The sequence below is a fragment of the Sporofaciens sp. St.21A7 genome, assembly GCF_059728535.1.
On the sequence record NZ_BAAGFN010000001.1, the window covers coordinates 4433139 to 4455558 of the forward strand.

At 47.7% G+C, this 22420-nt stretch carries 20 protein-coding genes; 8 read left to right on the top strand and 12 right to left on the bottom strand.

Annotated elements, in window-relative coordinates; all coding sequences use genetic code 11:
• The first annotated feature begins 64 nt into the window (after positions 1–64).
• Together AC6I3O_RS21955 and AC6I3O_RS21960 are read left to right on the top strand one after the other, a co-directional pair.
• Positions 65–793 (top strand): SWIM zinc finger family protein, encoded by a 729-nt coding sequence (locus AC6I3O_RS21955; RefSeq protein WP_497852687.1) that lies wholly within the window; start codon positions 65–67, stop codon positions 791–793.
• Positions 794–819: 26 nt separating this feature from the next.
• Positions 820–2277: an AAA family ATPase gene (locus AC6I3O_RS21960; RefSeq protein ID WP_497852688.1), complete on the top strand. Its 1458-nt coding sequence runs from the start codon at positions 820–822 to the stop codon at positions 2275–2277.
• Between the two features lie 550 nt (positions 2278–2827).
• Here the strand turns inward: AC6I3O_RS21960 and AC6I3O_RS21965 are convergent.
• Positions 2828–4222 carry an ATP-binding protein gene (locus AC6I3O_RS21965; protein WP_497852689.1) on the bottom strand — a complete coding sequence of 465 codons (1395 nt, stop codon included), beginning with the start codon at positions 4220–4222 and terminating at the stop codon, positions 2828–2830.
• 230 nt (positions 4223–4452) lie between these two features.
• On the bottom strand, positions 4453–6609 hold the full coding sequence (locus tag AC6I3O_RS21970; RefSeq protein WP_497852690.1) for a Tex family protein: 2157 nt from the start codon (positions 6607–6609) through the stop codon (positions 4453–4455).
• Positions 6610–6980: 371 nt separating this feature from the next.
• Between AC6I3O_RS21970 and AC6I3O_RS21975 the strand changes: the two genes are divergently transcribed.
• The 6 genes from AC6I3O_RS21975 to AC6I3O_RS22000 all read left to right on the top strand — a co-directional run bounded on the left by AC6I3O_RS21975 (position 6981) and on the right by AC6I3O_RS22000 (position 12122).
• A complete protein-coding gene (locus AC6I3O_RS21975; protein WP_497852691.1) occupies positions 6981–7595 on the top strand; it encodes a TetR/AcrR family transcriptional regulator in 615 nt (204 codons plus the stop codon).
• A 170-nt stretch (positions 7596–7765) separates the two neighbouring features.
• Positions 7766–8716, top strand: a complete 951-nt coding sequence (locus AC6I3O_RS21980; RefSeq protein ID WP_497852692.1) for a diacylglycerol/lipid kinase family protein — start codon at positions 7766–7768, stop codon at positions 8714–8716.
• Between the two features lie 98 nt (positions 8717–8814).
• Positions 8815–9549, top strand: coding sequence for a glycerophosphodiester phosphodiesterase (locus AC6I3O_RS21985; RefSeq protein WP_497852693.1), 735 nt, complete (start codon positions 8815–8817; stop codon positions 9547–9549).
• A gap of 129 nt (positions 9550–9678) precedes the next feature.
• Positions 9679–10347: a phosphatase PAP2 family protein gene (locus AC6I3O_RS21990; protein WP_497852694.1), complete on the top strand. Its 669-nt coding sequence runs from the start codon at positions 9679–9681 to the stop codon at positions 10345–10347.
• Between the two features lie 105 nt (positions 10348–10452).
• Positions 10453–10875: a bacteriohemerythrin gene (locus AC6I3O_RS21995; RefSeq protein WP_497852695.1), complete on the top strand. Its 423-nt coding sequence runs from the start codon at positions 10453–10455 to the stop codon at positions 10873–10875.
• Complete coding sequence (locus tag AC6I3O_RS22000) at positions 10872–12122, top strand: aminopeptidase P family protein (RefSeq protein ID WP_497852696.1); 1251 nt, start codon at positions 10872–10874, stop codon at positions 12120–12122. Before AC6I3O_RS21995 ends, AC6I3O_RS22000 begins: the two co-directional genes overlap by 4 nt.
• 94 nt (positions 12123–12216) lie before the next feature.
• Here the strand turns inward: AC6I3O_RS22000 and AC6I3O_RS22005 are convergent, their stop codons facing one another.
• From AC6I3O_RS22005 to AC6I3O_RS22050, 10 genes are all read right to left on the bottom strand, one after another.
• Positions 12217–13239: a zinc-dependent alcohol dehydrogenase family protein gene (locus tag AC6I3O_RS22005; RefSeq protein WP_497852697.1), complete on the bottom strand. Its 1023-nt coding sequence runs from the start codon at positions 13237–13239 to the stop codon at positions 12217–12219.
• 104 nt (positions 13240–13343) lie between these two features.
• Positions 13344–14294 (bottom strand): ABC transporter permease, encoded by a 951-nt coding sequence (locus AC6I3O_RS22010; RefSeq protein ID WP_497852698.1) that lies wholly within the window; start codon positions 14292–14294, stop codon positions 13344–13346.
• A 12-nt stretch (positions 14295–14306) separates the two neighbouring features.
• Complete coding sequence (locus AC6I3O_RS22015) at positions 14307–15809, bottom strand: sugar ABC transporter ATP-binding protein (RefSeq protein ID WP_497852699.1); 1503 nt, start codon at positions 15807–15809, stop codon at positions 14307–14309.
• 27 nt (positions 15810–15836) lie between these two features.
• Positions 15837–16814, bottom strand: a complete 978-nt coding sequence (locus tag AC6I3O_RS22020; RefSeq protein WP_497852700.1) for a sugar ABC transporter substrate-binding protein — start codon at positions 16812–16814, stop codon at positions 15837–15839.
• An 83-nt stretch (positions 16815–16897) separates the two neighbouring features.
• Positions 16898–17080 (bottom strand): hypothetical protein, encoded by a 183-nt coding sequence (locus AC6I3O_RS22025; RefSeq protein ID WP_497852701.1) that lies wholly within the window; start codon positions 17078–17080, stop codon positions 16898–16900.
• Positions 17081–17107: 27 nt separating this feature from the next.
• Positions 17108–17884: an SDR family oxidoreductase gene (locus AC6I3O_RS22030; protein ID WP_497852702.1), complete on the bottom strand. Its 777-nt coding sequence runs from the start codon at positions 17882–17884 to the stop codon at positions 17108–17110.
• A 404-nt stretch (positions 17885–18288) separates the two neighbouring features.
• Positions 18289–19338: an NAD(P)-dependent alcohol dehydrogenase gene (locus AC6I3O_RS22035; RefSeq protein ID WP_497852703.1), complete on the bottom strand. Its 1050-nt coding sequence runs from the start codon at positions 19336–19338 to the stop codon at positions 18289–18291.
• Between the two features lie 14 nt (positions 19339–19352).
• Positions 19353–20525 (bottom strand): ROK family transcriptional regulator, encoded by a 1173-nt coding sequence (locus AC6I3O_RS22040; protein WP_497852704.1) that lies wholly within the window; start codon positions 20523–20525, stop codon positions 19353–19355.
• Between the two features lie 83 nt (positions 20526–20608).
• Positions 20609–21748 carry an ROK family protein gene (locus AC6I3O_RS22045; RefSeq protein WP_497852705.1) on the bottom strand — a complete coding sequence of 380 codons (1140 nt, stop codon included), beginning with the start codon at positions 21746–21748 and terminating at the stop codon, positions 20609–20611.
• 31 nt (positions 21749–21779) lie between these two features.
• Positions 21780–22412, bottom strand: coding sequence for an HAD family hydrolase (locus tag AC6I3O_RS22050; RefSeq protein ID WP_497852706.1), 633 nt, complete (start codon positions 22410–22412; stop codon positions 21780–21782).
• Positions 22413–22420 lie beyond the last annotated feature (8 nt).

Below are 22420 nucleotides of genomic sequence, written 5' to 3' on the forward strand. Positions count from 1 at the left end.
TTTAAAATTCGATGGGCAAGCATGTGCGCCCGTCAGGGAGCGTGCGGATGAAGGAGGGCTCAAGATGAGCAAATACTGGGGAGAGTTCCCGCAATATAGCCAGCCGAATGCGTCGGAACTGCGGAAGAAATCGGCGGAAAGCAAGAAGAAAGAGAAAGCAAAGGGAAAGGTATTAGAGCCTGTCGTAATAAAGGGAAGGAGCATTGTCAATCACTGGTGGGGGAAGGCATGGTGCGATAATCTGGAGCGGTATGCGGATTACGAAAGCCGTCTGGACCGTGGAAAACGCTATGTCCGAACCGGCGCAGTGATTGACTTGAAGATCCAGAAGGGCAAGATCCTTGCGAGGGTGCAGGGGACGCGCAAGACCCCTTATAAGGTAGAGATTAGGATTAGCCCCCTGTCGGAGGAGCGATGCCAGTCCATTATCCAAAGATGTGGAAGGAAACTTGAAAATCTGGAGGCGCTACTGGCAGGAGACTTTCCGGAAGAGATGCAGGAATTATTCCAGGGCAAGGACGGATTGTTCCCGGCTCCCCGGGAGATTAGTTTTAACTGCAGCTGCCCGGACTGGGCGCTGCTCTGCAAGCATGTGGCTGCAGCGCTCTACGGGGTAGGGGTGAGGCTAGATGAGAATCCGCTGCTGTTTTTTGAACTTCGTGGAATCGAAGTAGGGAGGTTCATTGACGTGACGCTTGCGAACCGGGTGGAGGCGATGCTTGCGAATGCCGGGAATAGAAGCAGCCGGATGATGGACGATGAGGAGATCGAAGGGATGTTTGGAGTGATTTGAGGCTTTGAAGGTAAGGAGTGGCAGGAATGGGGATTTATCTTAATCCGGGGAATATCGGTTTTGAGCAGATCTGCAGAGGTGAATATATTGATAAGACGGGGTTGATCCGGCTGGTCAACCAGAGGATTGGCGGGCCCAATAATCTGCTGTGTATCAGCAGACCCCGGCGTTTTGGAAAATCCTATGCGGCAAAGATGCTGTGTGCATACTATGACTGCTCCTGCGATTCCCATCATTTGTTTGCAAAGCGGAATATCGGTAAGGCAAAATCATACCGTACTTATTTAAACCAATACAATGTAATCTATCTGGATATTACTGGTTTCATATCTGCTGCCAAGAGACAGGGGATTCCACTCAGGGACGTACCCAATATGATTGTTGGGACAATCCATGAGGAACTTATGCTGCAAGCTCCCGAACTGCCGTGGCAGAAGAGTCTTACGGATTGCCTGGTCCGCTATGTTGAGAAGCCGGAGGGGAAGTCATTTATCTTCATTATTGACGAATGGGATGCAAATGGATCCCAATCTGCGATTTCGGATTTTCAGGAGTATTCAATCCTGAACCCGGATCAGTTTGCAGAGTTTACGGGTTTTACTGAGAGAGAGGTACGGAAACTTTGTAAGAAGAATAAAATGGATTTTGAAAAAGTGAAAGCCTGGTATGACGGATACGATTTCCATGAGGTGGGTTCAATCTATAATCCGTTTTCTGTCGTAAGGGCCATGGAGGCGGCAGAATGCCGCTCTTTCTGGAGAGAATCGTCTGCGGCAGAATCTTTGAAAACATATATTAATATGGATTTTGACGGCATGCAGGAAATGGTTTCCAGGCTTATTACCGGAGAGGAGATTGAGGTAGATACCTGGAGTTTCCAGAATGATTTTCAAACGTTCCGGAGCAGGGATGACATCCTTACGCTGCTCACCCATCTGGGGTATTTAACTTATAGAAAATCGGAGCATACAGTGCGGATACCGAATGAAGAAGTACGCAATGAATTCAGGAATATATTGAAGGGAAACGATGTCAATCCCAAATGGATGGAACTGATCCGCCGTTCCCGAAAGCTGTTGGACGACACGGTTGCAGGAAATGGAGATGCGGTGGCCAGGGCTATTGAAGAAATCCGGAAAGAGCAGTATGCGCCGGTTTATTACAACAACGAACTGGCGTTGAGGGCGGTGATAAAATTTGCATATATTGTAACATTTGGCCAGTATGTGAAGATTGAAGAACTGCCGTCGGGGAAAGGGATCGCCGACGTTGTGTTTATTCCCAAAAGACTTACGAAGCTTCCAGCGATGGTCGTCGAGTTAAAATGGAACAAGACATCAGGAGGGGCGATTCGCCAGATAAAAGATAAGGGATATCCGGAAGTGTTAAAGGATTACGGAGGGGAAATATTGTTGATTGGAATCAATTATGATGAAAGAACCAAGATCCATACCTGTGAAATAGAAAAAGGGTTGGTGCGGTAAAACCACGCAAGAAATACACTGCTGCGTTGGAGGCAAAAGGCATTATTCCGAATATAAAACATGTAAAGACGGATACCAACCTTTTCATTGATATCCGCCTTTACTCTAACCCTTCAATCATTCTTTTTACCTCTTTCTTCCTCGGTCCAAGATTCTCGATGCTTTACCAATTCACTTGCCGATTCTGGTATCTTGATTTAAATCCCGGAAATAAGTTTAAGTTCTTGGTGGTCCGTACCTCCTATTCATAAACTCTTCGACTCCTGATACTCAGCGCCTTCTTTCTCAAGAATCTTCTTCCAACACTTGTGTTGATTCTTAAATAACATCCCATCACTTACAGCTCGCGTCTGTCTTGTAATTCGGTTCTGTTATTTGTTAAATATAAGATATCACACTTATTCATGTTTGTCAATATATTTTTTTAATATTTTATTTCTTTTTTATATTTATTAGAATATTCAGATATTTTACGCGAATACTTCCGCTTCTCATGCTATTTACCAATCGCCCCAAGCACATGACCACCAACAGAACCTACCGATAACAATCATCTCCTATAAATATCCTCAAGCGTCAAAAGTGTGACCTCTCCCTGCCTTGAAAGCTCTTGAAGAGATTGCGTAAACCCCCCTTTTGAAAATATGAAATAATGGAATCTGCACCCCCGATTGAACACAGCCGCATATTGACGAAGCAGTTCCAGTTCGTCCACACCTATCTGTACATTCTTATATTTGCAGGAACCGATAATATATTCCCTTCCTTCCACAGGTACGCCCACAATATCTATCTGCACTTCCTTGTGCGTCTTCGGATCTGTTCCCCACCATTGGCCTACCTCGCCCAATAAAATCGGTAAGTCCTGGGCATACCGCAGCAAATATTCCCGGCACATTTTTTCAAAGACCAGTCCCATATAATCTGAAAGATACTTCCTGACTGCCCGGTCGTAAATCTGTTCCATCCGTCCGGCGCTGATTGCGGACATATTCCCCGGGACAAAACGATACCAGAACCGGAAAAAATTATCATCTATGCCATAAATTGTCTTCTTTCCTGTTTTTTCCGTAACGGGCGTTTCTTTTTTCAGAATCCCTAGTTCCAGAAGTACCCTGAGATATTTCGCACAAATTCCCGATTCCACTCCAACCTTCGTGGCGATTTCATTTGCACGGCTGGCTCCGCCCGCGACTGCGGATATGACAGAATTATAAACCGCCGGCTCTCTCAACTCCTGTTTGAGAAGATTCTCCGGCTCTTCAAACAGATAGCTGGATGCATTGAACAGATGTTCTTTCAACGCCTCATCCATATCTCCTTCAACCTCCAGCTTATTAATATAATGGGGAATCCCTCCTGTAATGCCGTATAACAACGCCTGATCTTCCACATCCAATTCTTGATGGAATGCCGTCATCTCCCGGTAAGTCAATGCCTGTATTTTGAATTGCGCCGTCCGTCTTCCATACAGCGGACTCTCATACCCTAATACCTGATATTCCATAAAAGTCATAGATGAACCGCATAAAATCAAAAAGAGCTGTCCGTTCTGCCATACATGATCTATCACATGCTGTAACCTTGAAGATATCGACTTCTCTGCCTTTGCCAGATAAGGATACTCATCAATCACGAAAACAACACGCCGCTCCTTCGCAATCTCCGTGACTGCTTCCAGTGCATTTTCATAATTCTGATAGACAGGCGCACGAATCTCACCCGGATTCTTATAGAGGTAAATTGCTTTGGACAAAGCTTCCAGATTCTCCTGAGAGGAAGCATTCAAAGCCGAAAAATAGATTGCAGGCTTTCCTTTGCAGAATTCATTGATTAAAGCCGTCTTGCCCACACGTCTTCTTCCATAAATGACAATGCATTCAAAATTTCCTTTATCATATCGCTGGTTCATCGTATTAATTTCTTTTTCACGGCAATAAAACATATCATTCTCCTTCTTATGATTCACTTTCTTATCAGTTGCCTTCTTACGAGTTACCTTCTTACGAGTTGCCTTCTGATAAGTTTATTATAGGCAAAATAAAATAATTGTCAATATAGTCATTCCCACTTTTGCACAAAAAAAAGAGGGATGCCGCCCACCAACGGTTTCCGGCACCTCTCTTTATCAGGAATGAACTCCTCATTCTTACTGCTTTACCGCCCAGCCGCGGCCTACGAAATCCCCTTCATTGTAAGCTGGATGCGCTTCTTCTTCATATCAACGCCCAGCACCTTGACATCCACGATATCCCCGACGCTCACCACTTCCAACGGGTGCTTGATAAACTTCTTGTCTGTAATCTCGGAAATATGCACCAATCCGTCCTGATGGACTCCGATGTCCACGAACACGCCGAAATCAATGACGTTCCTCACCGTGCCTTTCAGCAGCATCCCCTCGGTCAAATCCTTCATTTCCAAGACGTCCGTCCTCAATATGGGCTTAGGCATCTCGTCACGGGGGTCTCTTGCCGGCTTCTCCAGCTCCTTTACAATATCCCGTAAAGTAATCTCGCCCACTCCCAGCTCTTCTGCCAGCTTCTTGTAATCTTTAATCGTCAGCGACAGGCCCACGAGCTTCCCTCCGCTGATATCCTCCACGGCAAAGCCCTGCTTCGCCAGCAATTTTGCCGCAGCCTCGTAGGTTTCCGGATGTACGCTCGTGCCATCCAGCGGGTTGTCCCCTCCCTGAATCCGCATAAAACCTGCACACTGCTCAAAAGCCTTAGGCCCAAGCTTGGCGACTTTTAGAAGCTGCTTCCGGTTGGCAAATTTCCCATTCTCTTCCCTGTATGCCACAATATTCTTGGCGATTGTCCCGGAGATACCGGAAATGTATGCCAGAAGTGGCGCAGATGCCGTATTCAGATCGACTCCTACCCGGTTCACACAGTCTTCTACCACGCCCGACAACGCTTCACTTAGCTTCTTCTGGTTCATATCATGCTGATACTGGCCCACGCCGATAGACTTAGGGTCTATCTTCACCAGCTCTGCCAGAGGATCTTGCAGGCGCCTCGCAATGGACGTCGCGCTCCTCTGCCCTACGTCGAACTTAGGAAATTCCTCCGACGCCAGCTTACTTGCAGAATATACGGAAGCCCCCGCCTCGTTGACAATTACATACTGCACCTTCTGAGGTATCTCTTTGAGCAGCTCTACAATAAACATCTCTGATTCACGGGAAGCAGTACCGTTTCCCACGGAAATCAAAGTAATATTATATTTTGCGATAATCTTCTTGAGAAGATCTTTCGACGCTTTTATCTTCTGGGGCGTCGTGGGTGCCGTCGGATAGATGACCGTTGTTCCGATAACCTTTCCGGTAGGGTCAACGACTGCCAGCTTGCATCCGGTACGAAACGCCGGGTCCCAGCCAAGGACCGTCTGCCCCACAATCGGCGGCTGCATCAAAAGCTGCTCCAGATTCTTCTTAAATACCTCAATCGCCCCAGATTCTGCCTTCTCAGTTAAATCATTGCGGATCTCACGCTCAATTGCAGGCGCAATCAGCCTCTTATAACTGTCATCCACCACAGCTTTCAAAATCGGAGCTGTGAACCGATTATCCCCATGGATGGTCTTCTTCTCCAGATAGCGGATGATATCCTCCTCCGGTGCCTCAATCTTCACGGACAAAAACTTCTCCTTCTCCCCCCGGTTCAGCGCCAGAACCCGATGTCCCGCAAGGCGGTTCACCGGCTCTTCAAAGTCATAGTACATCTCATATACGGACTCTGCCTTCTCATCCTTCGCCGCTGAAACGACACGCCCTTTCTGCGCGGTAATCTTCCGAATCCAGATGCGGTAATCTGCCTCATCGGAAATGCCTTCGGCGATAATATCCTTCGCTCCGGCAATGGCTTCCTCCACAGTATTAACGCCTTTCTCGGAATCTATGTATTTTGCAGCCAGTTCTTCAACCGGCTGCTTTGTCTTCTGCAGTGTAATGACCGCAGCCAACGGCTCAAGCCCCTTTTCTTTTGCTATGGTCGCCCGTGTCCTTCTCTTCGGGCGGTAAGGGCGGTACAAGTCTTCTACGACTACCAGTGTCTCTGCCGCAAGAATCTGCTTTTTCAGTTCTTCCGTCATCTTTCCCTGCTCTTCGATACTGGATAATACCTGCTCCTTCTTTTCCTCCAGATTGCGAAGATAAGTCAGCCGCTCATGCAGTTTCCTAAGCTGCTCATCGTCCAGAGTTCCGGTCGCCTCTTTCCGGTATCTTGCTATAAATGGTATGGTATTGCCTTCGTCGATCAATTTGACTGCTGCATCCACCTGCCATTTCTTCACACCCAGTTCTTCCGTAATCTTCTGATTAATATCCATGCTCTATACCCTTTCTAAAATTTCCCTTATCACCAACCGTAAGATGATAGTAACGCCCGCTTACCGCGGACCTCCTCACACTGTTTTTTATTATAACTAAAATCTGCCAAATCTGCAACGAAATACTCAATACCGAGTTCACTCTGTTTAAAAATTCCGGCAAAGCACCGCGTCTGAATTTCTAATCAGCCGCAGTCTATGCTATCAATAGATATATTCTGACGGCAGATACCGAGTTCACTCGGTTTTCTTGAAAATCCTCCTGCGCTATGTTATAATCGTATACCACAGAAAGAACTTTAACCGTGTACGTTCAACTGTGACGTATAACGCAGGAAAGGATAAGATAACGATTCTCAAGGAGCTACAATATGAACCAGGAAATCCAAGAGCTGTCCCGGCAGCAGTTAAAATCACAGGAAACAAAGGCAAAAATTTTCCGCGCCGCAAAAAACATTTTGCAAAAAAAAGGTTACGAACAGCTTTCCATCAAGAATATTTGCGAAGAGGCCGGCGTCTCCAACGGAAGTTTTTACCATCATTTTAAGACCAAGGACGACCTCCTTTCCTATTACATAGAAGAGCAGCCCGGCATCGACCCAAATCTTCTGGATTTACCTGCCACCCCAGAGGAGGCAAAGCAGGCAATCGTCTATGTATACCTGAATTATGTACATTACTGCCAAAACCTGGGCGTAGAATTTATGGCTAATTATTATACGCCCAAGAACCAATCCCTGAATCCGCTGATTTGGACAAAGCGCCCCTACCCTATCGTAACGGTATCCGATTACCTGCGAAAAGCAATCGACGCCGGCGTTGTGTCTCCCACGTCCGGCTTAGAAGACATCTCCACAGACATCCGGATGATTGTCATAGGAAATGTTTTTGAGTGGTGCCTGAAAGGCGGCGACACAGATTTTGAGGGAAATATGCGGCGTTCTCTGGAAATATATCTGGACGGGCTTTTCAAAACCCAAAAGTAAAAATCCTTCGAGCAAGCGGACTCAAAGGATTTTTTAGAAGGGAATATGGTAGTGAAACCATTTACAATAATATCTTGTAAGTGTATTATAACGCTGCCCTTCCAATAAATCCAATCATTAATTATAATATAACTTTTCAATTTATAGATATTATCTATAAGGAGGTCTTTATGAGGACATCTGGATACACCTTCATCGTCAACCCGAATTCTAAATCCGGCTTAGGACGCAAGATATGGAGCCGTCAAGTGGAACCCGCCTTAAAGAAGCAGGGAATCCCCTATGAGGTATTTTTTACAAAATACCGGCAGCATGCCGTAAAAATTTCCCGGAAGATTACCGGAGACGGGGAATGCCACACCATCATCGTACTTGGTGGAGACGGTACAATCAATGAAGTAGTTAATGGTATTGCGTATCTGTCCAAAGCCACCCTTGGGTACATTCCCACCGGGTCAAGCAATGATTTTGCCCGAAGCCTCAGGCTTCCCACCGACCCGCTTCCGGCGCTTTCCAATATCCTTTCGCCTACCCGCTATCTGTCGGCCAATATCGGTATCCTTACATATGACGGCAGGAAACGGCGGTTCGCCGTAAGCTCGGGGATAGGTTTTGACGCCGGCATCTGCCATGAAGCCATGGTTTCCCCCTTAAAGCCGCTGCTAAACAGACTGGGTCTCGGGAAGCTGACTTATGTGGGAATTGCGCTGCACCAAATCCTTACCCTCACTCCCGGGCAGATTACCGTGACATTGGATGATAAGCACAAGATGAAGTTTCCGAAAGCCTATTTTGCCACGGCTATGAACCAGCCCTACGAAGGCGGCGGTTTTCTTTTCTGCCCGGCTGCGGACTGCAAAGATGATTTTTTGGACGTCATTGTCATATCCGGGCTGTCCAAACTAAAGATACTGTCCCTGCTTCCTACGGCATATAAGGGCTGGCATACCCGTTTCCGGGGCGTCCATATCTATCGCTGCAGGAAAATGGAGATTGCAAGCCAAAGCCCTCTCCCCCTCCATACGGACGGAGAGCCGGTCTTTCGTCAGACGCAAGTTTCCATGTCGCTGCACTCCGAAAAGCTTCGGATCATTGCAGCGCCTTTACAGATGATTTTTTAGAGGAACGTGTTATGCTGGTACTTATTTTCATCATATTGACAATAATTCTCTTACTATACATATTCGCCATCTCTCCGCGCTTCACCCGCCGAAGAGATATGCGCCGCTATAGGCACACCATGTTCGCCCACAGAGGGTATCACTGCATAGAGAAGGGTATTCCCGAAAATTCCATGGCGGCCTTTAGCGCCGCGCTGGGAAAAGGGTACGGTATTGAAATCGACCTCCACCTTACCAGGGACGGGCGGCTGGTAGTCTTTCACGACGACACGCTGGAACGGCTCTGCGGCCGCCCGGACACGGTAGAAAATCTGACCTATGAGGAGGTGAAATCCTGCCGCCTTTGCGGTACTGCCGAGACGATTCCCTCTTTTGACGAAGTGCTTTCCCTCGTAAAGGGACGGGTCCCCCTGCTGATTGAGCTTAAAATTCCGGATTCCTCGATGTACATTTGCCGGGAGACTATGCGCTGCCTCAGCCATTACCAAGGTCCTTGCCTGATTCAGTCCTTCAACACCATCGGGATCCGCTGGTTCAGACTGAACGCGCCCCACATCCTGCGCGGGCAGCTTTCGTCCAATTTGACCCGCGATCCCTTGAAAGAGGCATGGCTTTTCCGCTTCATGGTAAAGCATTTATTATCAAATTTTTTAGGGAGGCCGGATTTTATCTCTTATAACTTGAATGATCTGCCGATTGTCAATGTCTGGATTCTTAAACATATTTTTCATGTGCCTGTCGCCGTATGGACACTCAATACTCCGGACATGCTAAAAAAGGGTTCTCAGCATTTTGACATGCAGATATTTGAAAAAAGGAATGAAAATTATTAACAAACCATGAACTTTGTTGTTGATTCTTTTTTTTCATGTTATAATTCGGATTGAACCATGAATATGCTTTAGAGAACGCCTATATCTAAACGCATTGATCTTCAGGCTTATGTAAAAGAGGTAATAATTATGAGCATCATCCAACGGACGAAGAACTTTATAAAAAAATATCGGCACGCATGGGTATTGTTATATGGATTCATTTATATGCCATGGTTCATTTATCTGGAGAAAAGGACGGACGTCCATTATTTCCTGATTCATTCGCCCCTTGATGATTACATTCCTTTTGTTGAATATTTTATTGTGCCATATCTGTTATGGTTTGCGTTTGTGGCTGTTGCCGCCGGATATTTTTTCTTTACGGATAAGACAGGGTTTTACCGCCTTAGCGCTTTCTTGATAGTCGGGATGACGTTTTTCCTGTTCTTATGTACCGTATTCCCCAATGGGCTGAATCTGCGTCCGGCTACATTTGCAAGAGATAATATTTTCGTCGAGCTGGTGAAACATGTCTATGCCACGGATACGCCGACGAACGTGCTGCCCAGTATCCATGTGTTTAATTCCCTTGGCGTCTGTATCGCCATCTGGCACAGCGAGGCGCTTAAAAAGCACAGGAAGATACAGTATGGGGCTTATCTGCTTGCCGTATTGATTATCTTATCTACCGTGTTCTTGAAGCAGCACTCCGTGACGGATGTGATTGCGGCTTTTGCACTGGCTTGCGTGATTTATCCCTTTGTGTATGCCACGCAGGAGAAGAAGGCGACTAAGCTGTCCCACCAGCCCATTTAAAGAAGGACACGGCCGTGCTTTACTGATTTTAGATTGAACCTTCCTGCCCATGTCTTGGGCGGGAAGATGAAGATATACTTTAATTTTAAGAGGAGGATACATTTTATGTATGCAGAATTTAGTGAAAACCTGGTAACTGGCAACGAGATGATTGACTCTCATCACAAGGAGCTGATTGACCGCATCAACAAGTTATTGGACAGCTGCGAGCAGAGCAATGAGAAGACCGCGGCAATCAAGATGATGGACTATCTTGCGGATTATACGGACTTCCATTTCTCCGCCGAGGAAAAGCTTCAGCAGGAGATTGAATATCCGGGATTTGAGAAGCATAAGGCACAGCATGAGGCGTTCAAGAACACCATCAAGGAGCTTGAGGAGATGTTGGTGGAAGAGGAAGGGCCGTCTAACGCTTTTGTGAAAAAAGTACATGAGAATGTAATTCAGTGGTTCTATACACATATTGAGGGCTTTGACAGGTCTGTTGCAGAATATAAATTTATGAAGGAAAATAACGAAAGATTATGATTACAAAAGATTTCCATGCTTCAAAGCGAAAACTATACAGCGACTTATTAGAAGACGGATCCGCCGGATTCGTCTTTTCTGGCGGGCAGAGGGGCGACCGCGGCGATATGATGCATCATTTTACCCCTTACGCCAATTTTTATTACCTGACCGGATTTACACAGCCTAAGGCTGTCCTTATGATTACAAAGATCGCCGGGAAGGTACGGGAAGTATTATTTATTGACCATCCGAACGAGATGGCGAAGAGATGGCTCGGGATATTCTATACCAAAGAAAGCGTAAAGGAAGAGACAGGTATTGAGAATGTAGAATATCTGGAAACTTTCGAGGATTCCCTCCCGTTTTTCAGTGGGTCTGGCCGTGTACAGAATGTCTATATCGACATTGCGAACTGGGAAGGAGCATTTTCCACGAACGAGGCCCAAAAGTTTGCCGCCCGGGTCCATGAGTATAACCCCACATTAAAGATGCACAATACCTTTTACGATTTAGGATTGATGAGGCAGGTAAAGTCTCCCGAAGAGATTGCCCTGCACAGGAAAGCCTGTGACATTACGGCAAAAGGCGTGGAGAATATTCTTGCCCACCTGCGCCCGGATATGTATGAGTATGAGATTGAGGCGCATTTTGATTATACCCTGCGTTCTATGAATGCCCGGCATGCATTTCCTACGATTGCGGCTTCGGAAGCCAACGCGTGCTGTATGCATTATGAAGACAACCACCGGAAGATGCTGGATGGGGATATGATCCTCTTTGACCTTGGCGCCGAGTGGGGGTATTATGCCGCCGACGTCAGCAGGACGTTTCCTGTGAACGGGAAATTTACCGAACAGCAGAAAGAGCTCTACAATGTAGTGCTGGCGGGCCTTGATGCAGCCCTTGCCGCTTCAAAACCCGGACAGCCCAAGGAAGAACTTCAGGAATTGAGCAAGTCTGTCATGGCTGACGAGTTGATTCGGCTTGGATATATCCAAAAACCAGAGGAGATTTCCAAGTACTACTTCCATGGTTCCGGACACTATATCGGTCTTTATGCCCATGATGTAGGGAATAATGATGTTCCGCTGGAAGAGAATATGATGTTTACACTGGAACCGGGATTGTATTTCGACGACCTGAAACTTGGAATCCGGATTGAGGATACGCTTCTCGTCACGAAAGACGGCTGCGAGGTGCTGTCAGGAAAGATTCCTAAGACTGTGGAAGAGATTGAGGAATTCATGGCTCAGTATAAGCGCTAGAACGTGTGCCCATTAGGTACACGGATAAAGGGGCGGCACAATAAAGCGCCGCCCCTTTTGTAAATCTTGAATATTCTTTGAATTACCCCATTCTCTAGTCAGCAATTTTAATCATCGCTTTTCCAGCCCTGCGGTATTCCGGTTTCGTGAACACATCCACAATATCATCCAGCGGAACCACATTCGTAATCAAGCTCTCAAGCTCAATCATTCCTGACTCCAACACGCGGATTGCCCGCTCAAATGTATATGGATTAATGAACGACGAAGTAATCGTCAGCTCTTTCTTGAACACATCATCCGGTTTCAGCGGATAAGACTCCTCCGGGGACGCCAGCCCGAAATACATGACCGTTGCGCCTTTTCCCGCAAACTTTACCGCATCCGCCTGAGTATGAATATTCCCTACACACTCAATCACCACGTCAACATTCTCACAATACGCATCCAAGACAGCCTGTACGTCTTCTTCTATTGGGTTGATGACCTTCGTCGCCCCAAGCTTCAACGCCTGCTCACGCTTCTCCTCCACAGGTTCGGACATAATCACCCGTGCCGCCCCCGCATTCTTCGCAAGCTGCATCATAATCATGCCAATGGGTCCCCCGCCCATGACAAGGACGGTACATCCGGGTTTAATATTGCAAAGGTCAATCCCATGCAGGCAGCAGGAAATGGGCTCCGCCATGGCAGCCTCTTTAAAACTTAGGCTATCCGAGAACTTATACACCTGCTTCTCCCGCATAATCACGTACTCGGCGAACCCGCCGTCCACCGTCGTACCAACGCCCACATTGTTGGTGCAGAAATGCTGCATGGCATTCTTACAGAAATAACACTCCCCGCACATATCGTTGGGGTCGCCGCTGACCCTGTCCCCCTCTTTTACCGTTGTGACTGCCGAACCTACCTTCGCAACAACACCGGAAAATTCATGCCCGGGAATCAGCGGCGGATTCACCTCGAAGGAACCGCCGTCCCCGTTAAAGATGTGGATGTCCGTACCGCATACGCCGCAATATTTCACCTGTATCATCACTTCGTTGTCTTTCAGTTCCCTTACCGGAACTTCTTCTACCCTCAAATCCTGCGGGCCATGATAAACTGCTGCTTTCATACTTCATACCTCCTGATTCTTCCATTATAAACCATTTCTTCTGAAAAATCTCGGCAAACCTTCTATTTTCCAAGATTTTGCCGAGATTTTTATGCACCCTAAAATCAGTTCGCCTGTCTCTTCTTCTGGTAGCAGTCAAATCCAACGGCAAGCACAAGCACGATTCCCAGCACGATATTCTGCACCCAGCTATTCAGGTTAATCAATACCATACCATTATTCAGCGCGCTGATGATAAATGTCCCCGCTACGACTCCAGACATCCTTCCGGAACCTCCGGATACGGACACACCGCCCAGTACCACGCAGGTAATCACCTTGAACTCATATCCAAGCCCCGCATTTCCCATTCCTGAATTAACACGGGACAAAAGTACGAGTCCTGCTAATCCTGCGAAAAATCCAGAAAGTGCAAATACCAGATATTTTACCCTTCCCGTACGGATACCGGACAGCCTTGCCGCCTCGATATTGCCGCCCACGGCGTAAAAGTAACGCCCGAAATACGTCTTATTCAGAATAAACGCACCCAGTGCAAAGCAAAGTATCATGATGATGACCGGTACAGGCACAGGCCCTATCTTCCCCTGTCCGAAGACCTTAAACGACTCTGTAAATCCGTTGATCGGCTGTCCATCGCAGATAATCAGCGCGATACCGGAAAATGCCGTCTGTGTGGCAAATGTGGCAATCAAGGCCGGGATACCTATGGTGGATACCATGAACCCGTTCAGTACGCCAATCAGCGTGGAAGCAGCCAGCGTGATGATAATCGCCAATGCCATCGGCACTCCCATATGTACCATCAGATATGAACACAATACATTCACAAATGTAATAATTGAACCGGTCGCAAGGTCAATATCCCCCAGCAGGATCACGAACGTCATACCTACGGATGCAATCCCCCATACTGCTACCTGCCTAAGCATAATCAAAAGATTCGTCGCCGTAATAAATCTTGGATTGGCAATCGTAAACCCAATACAAAGCACGATAAATACTACCCATATTGCCTGACCCTTCATCAAATTCGTTAATTTATTTTCCTTCATCGGTCTACCCTCCTACTCATTTGACGCCGCAGACGCAAACGTCATAATCGTCTCCTGGCTGAACTCTTCCTTATTCAGTTCACCGGTCATATTACCCTCTGCCAACACAAGAATCCTGTCAGACATGCCCATCAGCTCTTCCATCTCGGAAGAAATCATCAGGATTGACTTTCCTTCCTTTTCCACCAAATCGTTCATCAATTTATAGATTTCGTACTTCGCGCCGATATCGATACCTCTGGTCGGCTCGTCGAAAATAATCAGCTCTGAATTCGCAGCCATCCATCTTCCAAGGATTACCTTCTGCTGGTTTCCGCCGCTTAGATTCTTGATTAACTGATTCAGGTTCGGCGTCTTGATTGCCATATTCTTCCGGTACTTCTCGGCAATTTCCTGCTCCTGCTTCTCGTCGATTACGCTGAAACGGGAATTCCTCTCGTAAACCGGCATATTGATATTGTTCTTGATGGAGATTCCAAGCATGGCGCCGTGGCGTTTCCTATCCTCCGGCACCAGCGCTATACCTAAGTCGATGGCTTCTCTCGGGCTTCTTGGATTAATCTCCTTCCCCTTATAGAACATCTGCCCTGATTTTTTAGGTACAGACCCGAAAATCATCTCCGCAAGCTCAGTACGCCCTGCGCCTACCAGGCCGCCAAGTCCCAGAATCTCTCCCTTATGCAGTTTCAGGCTGATGTCTCTGTCGCCGTTCCCGGACACATTTTTAAGTTCCAGCACCACTTCGTTCTCGTCGATGCATTTTCCACGCGGCGGATATGTCTCCGTCAGTTCCCGCCCTACCATGAGCTGAATCAGCTCTTCAACCTGGCTCTCCTTCGTAATCAGCGTCTTTACGTACTCCCCGTCCCGAATGACTACGATACGGTCTGACAGCCGGTAAATCTCTTCCAGCCTGTGTGAAATGTAGATGATGGATACGCCTTTTTTCCGCAAGAGTTCCACCACCTCAAACATACTCTCTACTTCTGCGCTGGTAAGCGGGGCAGACGGTTCATCCATAATCAGAATCCTGGCATTCTGCTGAATTGCCTTTGCAATCTCTACCATCTGCTGATATCCTACCGTCAGGTCCTTCATCAATGCTTTCGGGTCAATCTTGATATGTAACTGTTCAAACGCCTTTGCCGCTTCGGCTTCCATGGCTTTCCTGTCTATAACGATTCCCTTTCGGATGGGGCGTCCCAAGAACAGGTTCTCCGCCGCCGATAATTCCTTTACATTATTAAATTCCTGATAAATGATCGCAATCCCATTTTCTGCCGCAAGCTGGGGCGTCATGCTGGGAAATTCTTTCCCGTTCACGATAATCTTCCCGGAAGTAGGGATGACCGCACCGGAACAGCATTTGATCAGTGTAGACTTTCCCGCACCATTTTCTCCGATCAGCGCAAGAATCTCACCTGCTTTCAGCTCCAACGTAACGTCTTTCAGCGCAACGACGCCCGGGTATTCTTTCCTTATATGCTGTAACTGTAATACATATTCTTCACTCATATTCGTCCCCCGTGACTATACTTTCTATTACATTCCTTCGAGTATCTTATCCACATTCTCCGGTGTGATCGGCCCGATTGCACGGTATATATTCTTGTCAGCCGAAAAGTCTTCTCCGGACAGAATCCGCTCAAACATGTCGGCACAGGCTTTCGCCGTATCCTCATTAGAGCCTTCAAAACCTACGATTGCCCGCACCGCTTCATTTCCTGCTTTCAGGGACTCTAGCTGCTGCAAGGTAACGTCCGTGGTAATTACGCCGTAGCTCTCAGGAATCTTTCCTTTGCCAAACTCTGCAAGAAGGGCTTCGTTCGAGCCAATCATAGCTCCTGCACAGACACCCACGAACACATTCGCATCCGGATGGGCTGACATAACCGTCTCCACATTCGTCTGGGCTTCAGGAGCTTCCAAGCCGTCCACCTCTGCGATGATCTCGTAGTTGTCCTCACAGTTCTCTTCCAGCCCTTCTTTGATGCCGTCTGCCCGCTCAAGCAGAACCTTCGTGGAGGGATACCCGATGACCGTTACCTGGGCCTTCTCATCCTTTGTGTAGTGTTCATTGATGAATTCAGAAGCCGTCTTGCCAATCTCTTTCCCAAGCTCCGTGTTGTCCAGAACCCAGTTCGCCGTGGTATTCTCCATCGGGTCATCCCAGCACATAACCTTGATGTCTGCCTCCATCGCCTCGCTGCAGATACCCTCAACTGACTTCGCGTCTGCCGGATGAACCATAATCAGGTCGCATCCGGATATGATGAAGTTCTCAACCTGGCCCACCTGCGTCCCGGCGTTATTGTCACAGCCTACAATGGTGTACTCCCATCCCCTCGCATCCATCTCCTGTTCAAGCTTTCCCATGACGCCTGCCCAGTAAGCGTTGGATAGATTCTGGATCGTGATGCCTATCTTTACAGCGCCGTCATCACGCGTATCCGCACACCCCATCAGCATGAGCCCGGTCATGGACACGCACAGGAGCGCTGCCACAATCCTATTCTTCATACCTCTTTCCTCCTTCTTTGGAATGATATATTTTCATATAGCTACGCTATCAGCTATCCCATATTATGGGTGAACATTTATATTTATATCTGCAAAACTCCATAGCCAAATCCTGCTGCCCCGGCATGGATCCTTGCAGATGTAAATATATTTCCATAAGTGTACTGACCGCCCAGCCAAAACCATAGGTTCTGGCTGGCGGGCAATCCGCCGGATTCCCCAACCATATACGCCCGGCCAGTACACCGGCGCCACTCGGATTTCATCCGGATATCCGATTCATCCTGCCAGAATCAGAAGCAAGTAAACGCCCCGTCCACAACAATATCGGAACCTGTCGTGAAGCTGCTGGTGTCTCCTGCCAGATATACGACGATGGACTGTAATTCTTCCGGTTTTCCCAGCCTTCCCATCGGCGCCATCTCATTCCATTTTGCAATCAATGGCTTCAGCGCTTCGGAATTAAGTGTAAGATCCGTCCCGATATATCCAGGGCTGATGCAGTTTACCCGGACTCCCGTCTTCGCCCACTCTACGGCAAGTGACTTGGTCAGCATAATGACTCCTGCCTTGGATGCATTATATGCACACTGTGGCTGCGGCACATTCACGATATGCCCGGACATAGATGCCGTATTGATGATTGAGCCGTATCCCTGCTTCAGCATTACTCTTCCCGCCGCTGTCGCACAGAGGAAGACGCCTGTCAGGTTAATGTCTATGACTTTCTTCCACTGTTCAAATGACATCTCTTCTGCCGGCACATTCAGGCAGATTCCTGCATTGTTAAAGCATGCATCCAACTTGCCATATGTATCTGCGACCTTTGCGACCATGGCTTCTACTTCTTCCTTCTTCGTCACGTCACACTGAATCGCAATCGTCTTAGAACCGGTCGCCCCAGCAATCTCCTCTGCCACTTCCTTCGCGCCTTCTAAATTGATATCTACGATTGCCACATCTGCCCCTGCCTCTGCGAATGCAGTTGCCACGGACTTGCCGATTCCGCTTGCCCCTCCTGTTACATAGATTGCCTTGCCATCCAGCCTCATCTTCTCAATAATACCCATCTTGTTCTCCTCCTTGCTTTTTGCGGGCAGTTCCCGTACTGTGTGCCTTCATTGTGCACTCCTTGCCGCTTTTTTATTTTTTCTGTTCATGCGTTTTATAAAAGTGTTTTATAAAAGCTATTTTTATTATAATTCTTTTTACTCTTAGACACAAGATGTATTATCAACAAATTTCAGTTCTCTTTTTTATGTATATTTAACAAAAATATTTCATTTTTTCTTTATTAATGTGTTTAATTAAGTCTTTTCTAAATTGTTTATATAATAGCATATTTTACCATAGATTTCAACATTTTTTTATTATTTTTATATATTTTTTAGGTGCGCACAATTTCCGATATAAGCGAAAAGGAGGCGAAACCCGCTTTTTTCAACGGTTTTCACCTCTTAAATGCTTCTATCTTTTATTTTGCAATCTTTACCACAGCCTTCACAATCTCTGCCTTTTCATTGACGCTCCTATCCATCGCCGTCTGGATATCGTCAAAATCGAAGATATGGGTCGCAATCCCTTTCAGGTTGACTCTGCCCTGCTCCACCGCGTCAATCGCCATGGGGTAGATGTGACGGTAACGGAATACGGTCTTAAATGTGATCTCCTTATCCAGCGCCAGGCTCATCATCATGTTCATCATGCCGGTCTTGCCATAGCCTACCAGTACGATATTCGCCCCTTTGCACACTACCTGAATCGCCTGGTTCGTGGTAATCTCCGTGCCGGCCGTCTCTATCGCAAGGTCGAAGCCTTCCCCGCCGGTCAGTTCTTTCGCCTTCGCCAGCACATCCTCTTCCCTGCCATTGATGACGCCGTCTGCGCCAAGCTCCATCGCCTTTTCCAGACGTTTTTCCATAATATCTACCACGTAAACTCTGGATACGCCGCATGCCTTCAACGCCATCATGGATACCAGCCCGATACAGCCTGCGCCAAATACTACCGCCGTCTGTCCCGCCTGGGCGCCGCCTTGCTTTGCCGCATGGAAACCGACTGCAAGCGGCTCAATCAACGCACCCTCTAGTGTACTTACGTTGTCAGGCAGCTTGAAGCACAGAGCCGCCTCATGTGCCACATACTCCTGGAACACGCCGTCCACCGGCGGCGTCGCAAAGAATACCACATCCGGGCAGAGGTTATACTTTCCTTCCCTACAGAATTTACACTTTCCGCAGGTCTTCCCAGGCTCTAATGCAACGCGATCGCCGACCTTTAAATGGGTCACGTCTTTTCCTACCCCTACCACAACCCCGCCGGGCTCATGTCCCAGTACAAAGGGGGGTTCTACCACAAAATCCCCAATTCTGCCAGTCTCGTAATAGTGCATGTCGCTTCCGCAGATTCCTACATACTCAAGCTTCACCAGCACCTCATTGTCCTGCGGTACAGGAATTGGCCTCTCGGTATACCCCATCTCGCCGATTCCATTCATTACAGCTACCTTCATTGTTCCTTCCATCTCACTGTTCCTCCTTATATTTTTGAAATATATTTTTCTATCTGATATAATGCCGCCCCGTATGCAGACGCCTCTTCCCGGCATTGGCAAACCCGGACATAGTCCCCGCCTCCGCTGAAAATGTTCTTTTCGGCGGCGAGAGACTGAAAACGCCCGATATACGGTTTCATGTAATTGCCTACATACCCGCCCAAGACAACCTCACAGTCAAAACACATCCGCAAGTTATCTACTGCAATCGCAAGATTTCCCAGATATTCGTCCCATATCTGCCGGTACTCTTCCTTGCCGGACTCCATTTTATCAAAAAAGGCGCGCAGGTTCCCGTCTTCCAGTTCTGCAAGGTTTAATGCCGAACAATATGCGTCCAGGCATCCCTTCTTGCCGCAGTAGCAGGTCTTTCCCTCTGGATGGATTACCATGTGCCCGAACTCTCCGCTGCGCCAGTTATTTCCCATATACATGGTTGTGTTATCCGTAATTGCCGGTATTCCCTCATTGCTCTTCATCTCATCCGCAAAAATGACTGCTCCCCCTACAGAATTGCTCAGCGACAGATAAACCAGGTTGCTCTCCGGCCTCTTACAGCATACATCTTCCGTGATGGCGGCGGCGTTGGCGTCGTTCAGCAGTTCGCAGGGGTAGGGGATATGCGCCGCCCACTTTTCCCAGGATACCTCATGGATTCCCAGTACATGGGAGCCGTTCAGTATGTTCTTCTGTCTGTCCACGATTCCCGGAAGGGCGATTCCAACCCCTTCTATCTTCTCTTCCGGAATTCGGTTCCTGGCTACGAACTCCCCGAGAAGTTCCCCAATCTCACGGAAATAAGATTCCTCATTACGAAAGTGCTTACGGATACGCTCATGCTTCAGCGCTTTCCTGCCAAGGTCTGTATAGACAAACCCTACATGATTCTCTGTGATATCCATCCCGACGGCATATCTGACATCCCTGACGCTGGCGATTGCCTTCGCCTTCCGTCCTCCGGTGGATTTAAGCTCTCCCACTTCTTCCACGACCCCGGCGCTTTTTAATTCCTTAACGATAGTCAGGACCGTAGGCCCGCTGATATCTAACGCGGCAGAGATGTCCGGCATGCTTGTCTCACTCTGGCTGTGTACATAGCGGAATATCCGGTTCCTGTTCAGCTTTTTTACTTCCAGGCTATTCGTCCCACGTCTCATTCCCTCTGCCTCCTCACTTTGTTAATCAGTTTATTCAAGCATTTTCCAAACTATGGATATAATAACATAAACGTACTGAAATTTCAACAGGAAAGGTCTAAAAATTCATCAATGTAGAACAACGCCGCTCCTGCTGCCGAAGCCTCTACTTTGTACCTGCATTCCACAAGATAATCCTGCGCCCTGTCGCCAAAGGGATTTTTCTCATCTACCCTCCGGCAGATGTCGTCCAGATATTTCCCCATGTGCGCTCCCACATATCCACCCAGGATTACCATACCGTCGAACAGCATCCGGATATTGTGGATTGCCCTTGCAAGATGTTCCAGATACTCGTCCCACAATTTCTCTGCAGTTTCGTCTCCCTGCTCCAAGACATGGAAAAATTCTTCCAGGCTGCCGTCCGTGTATCCTGCAAGTTTCCCGGCCCTGCAGACGGTGTCGAAACACCCCCGCCTTCCGCAGTAACATAATCCTCCGCCCTCGGATACTGCTTCCATATGGCCGATTTCGCCGCCTTTATGGGTATTTCCCTCATAGATTGCATCGTCGATAATGACCGAACCTCCCACACTGTTGCTTAAACTAATATAAAATGCATTCTGGAAATTACGTTCTGTCCATGTTTCCCGGTATCCGGCCGCATAGGAATCATGAATCAGGCGGTTTCTGTAGGGTACATATGCGGCAATCTCTTCCCGCCGCCGTTTTGTAAAGTCCAAAGCCTTCCCATACTCGATATACTCTCCGTCATCTGATACCAGACCCTGTACGGAAATCCCGACCCCAAGAAGGTTCTCATCTGCAATCTCTGCCTCTGTTTTTACCCACTCTACCACTTTGCCGATTTCCCGGAGGTATGCGTCGTCTTCCAGATTGAACGGAATCCGCCGCCGCTCCATGCTGGCGATGTCGCCGGACAAATTAACGGCCACAGCCGTAATGTGGTTCGCCGTGATATCAACGCCAATCGCCATCCTTGCATCCTTGATATAAGAAAACGCGGTGGCGCTGCGCCCTCCCGTATTCCTGATTTTGCCGGAAGTGTCAATCAGCCCTTGCTTCTTCAAATAATCCAGGTTTGAGGTCACTGTGGGGAGGCTCAACTGCATATCTACAACAATCTCCTGCTTAGATACCGAGCCGCGCTCTCTAATATAGTGATAGATGTTCTGCCTGTTCTTCGCCTTAATTTCATTTGCGCTTATTTTTTCCGTACTCATGATATTTCCTCATTCTAACATTGATAAAATCCTACTTCACTTTATCAAAATCAATGTCAAGCAGTTCCCCAAAGGAATGTATCGTCACATAACCGCCCTCTACCTCTCCGAATCCATATGCCGCATAAATCATGGGAATCCCTGCCTCTTTGCAGGCCTTAGCGTCCCCATTTGTGTCGCCTACATACACGGCGTCTTCAATACCGTTGCGCTCCATGATAATCCGGATGTTATCGCCTTTTAATTTCCCCGTATCCCCCGGACAGGTAAAATCCCGGATACAGTCCCCAAGCCCTGTGTTTTTGAGAAACGCCTCGATATATCCTGACTGGCAGTTACTTACGATGAACAGTGGATATTTCTCACTTAGTCTGCGGACCGTATCAGGCATCCCTTCATAGAGGATACACGGCGCACCCTCTATATGCGCATTCTCATATTGATACATATGGTATGCCAGTTCCTCCTTCTCAGGCTTGCTAAGTTCCGGGAACAGGTCGTCCATAATCTCGTCAAGAGGCTTTCCGAATTCTTTCTTGAGTTCTTCTCCCGTCAGCACGCGTTCAAGGCTGGTGCGTTCCCGGATTGCCTGATTCCATGAAACTGCCACTTCCTCCGTGGAATCCCAAAGCGTGCCGTCTACGTCAAATATAATTGCTGCCATGTATGCCT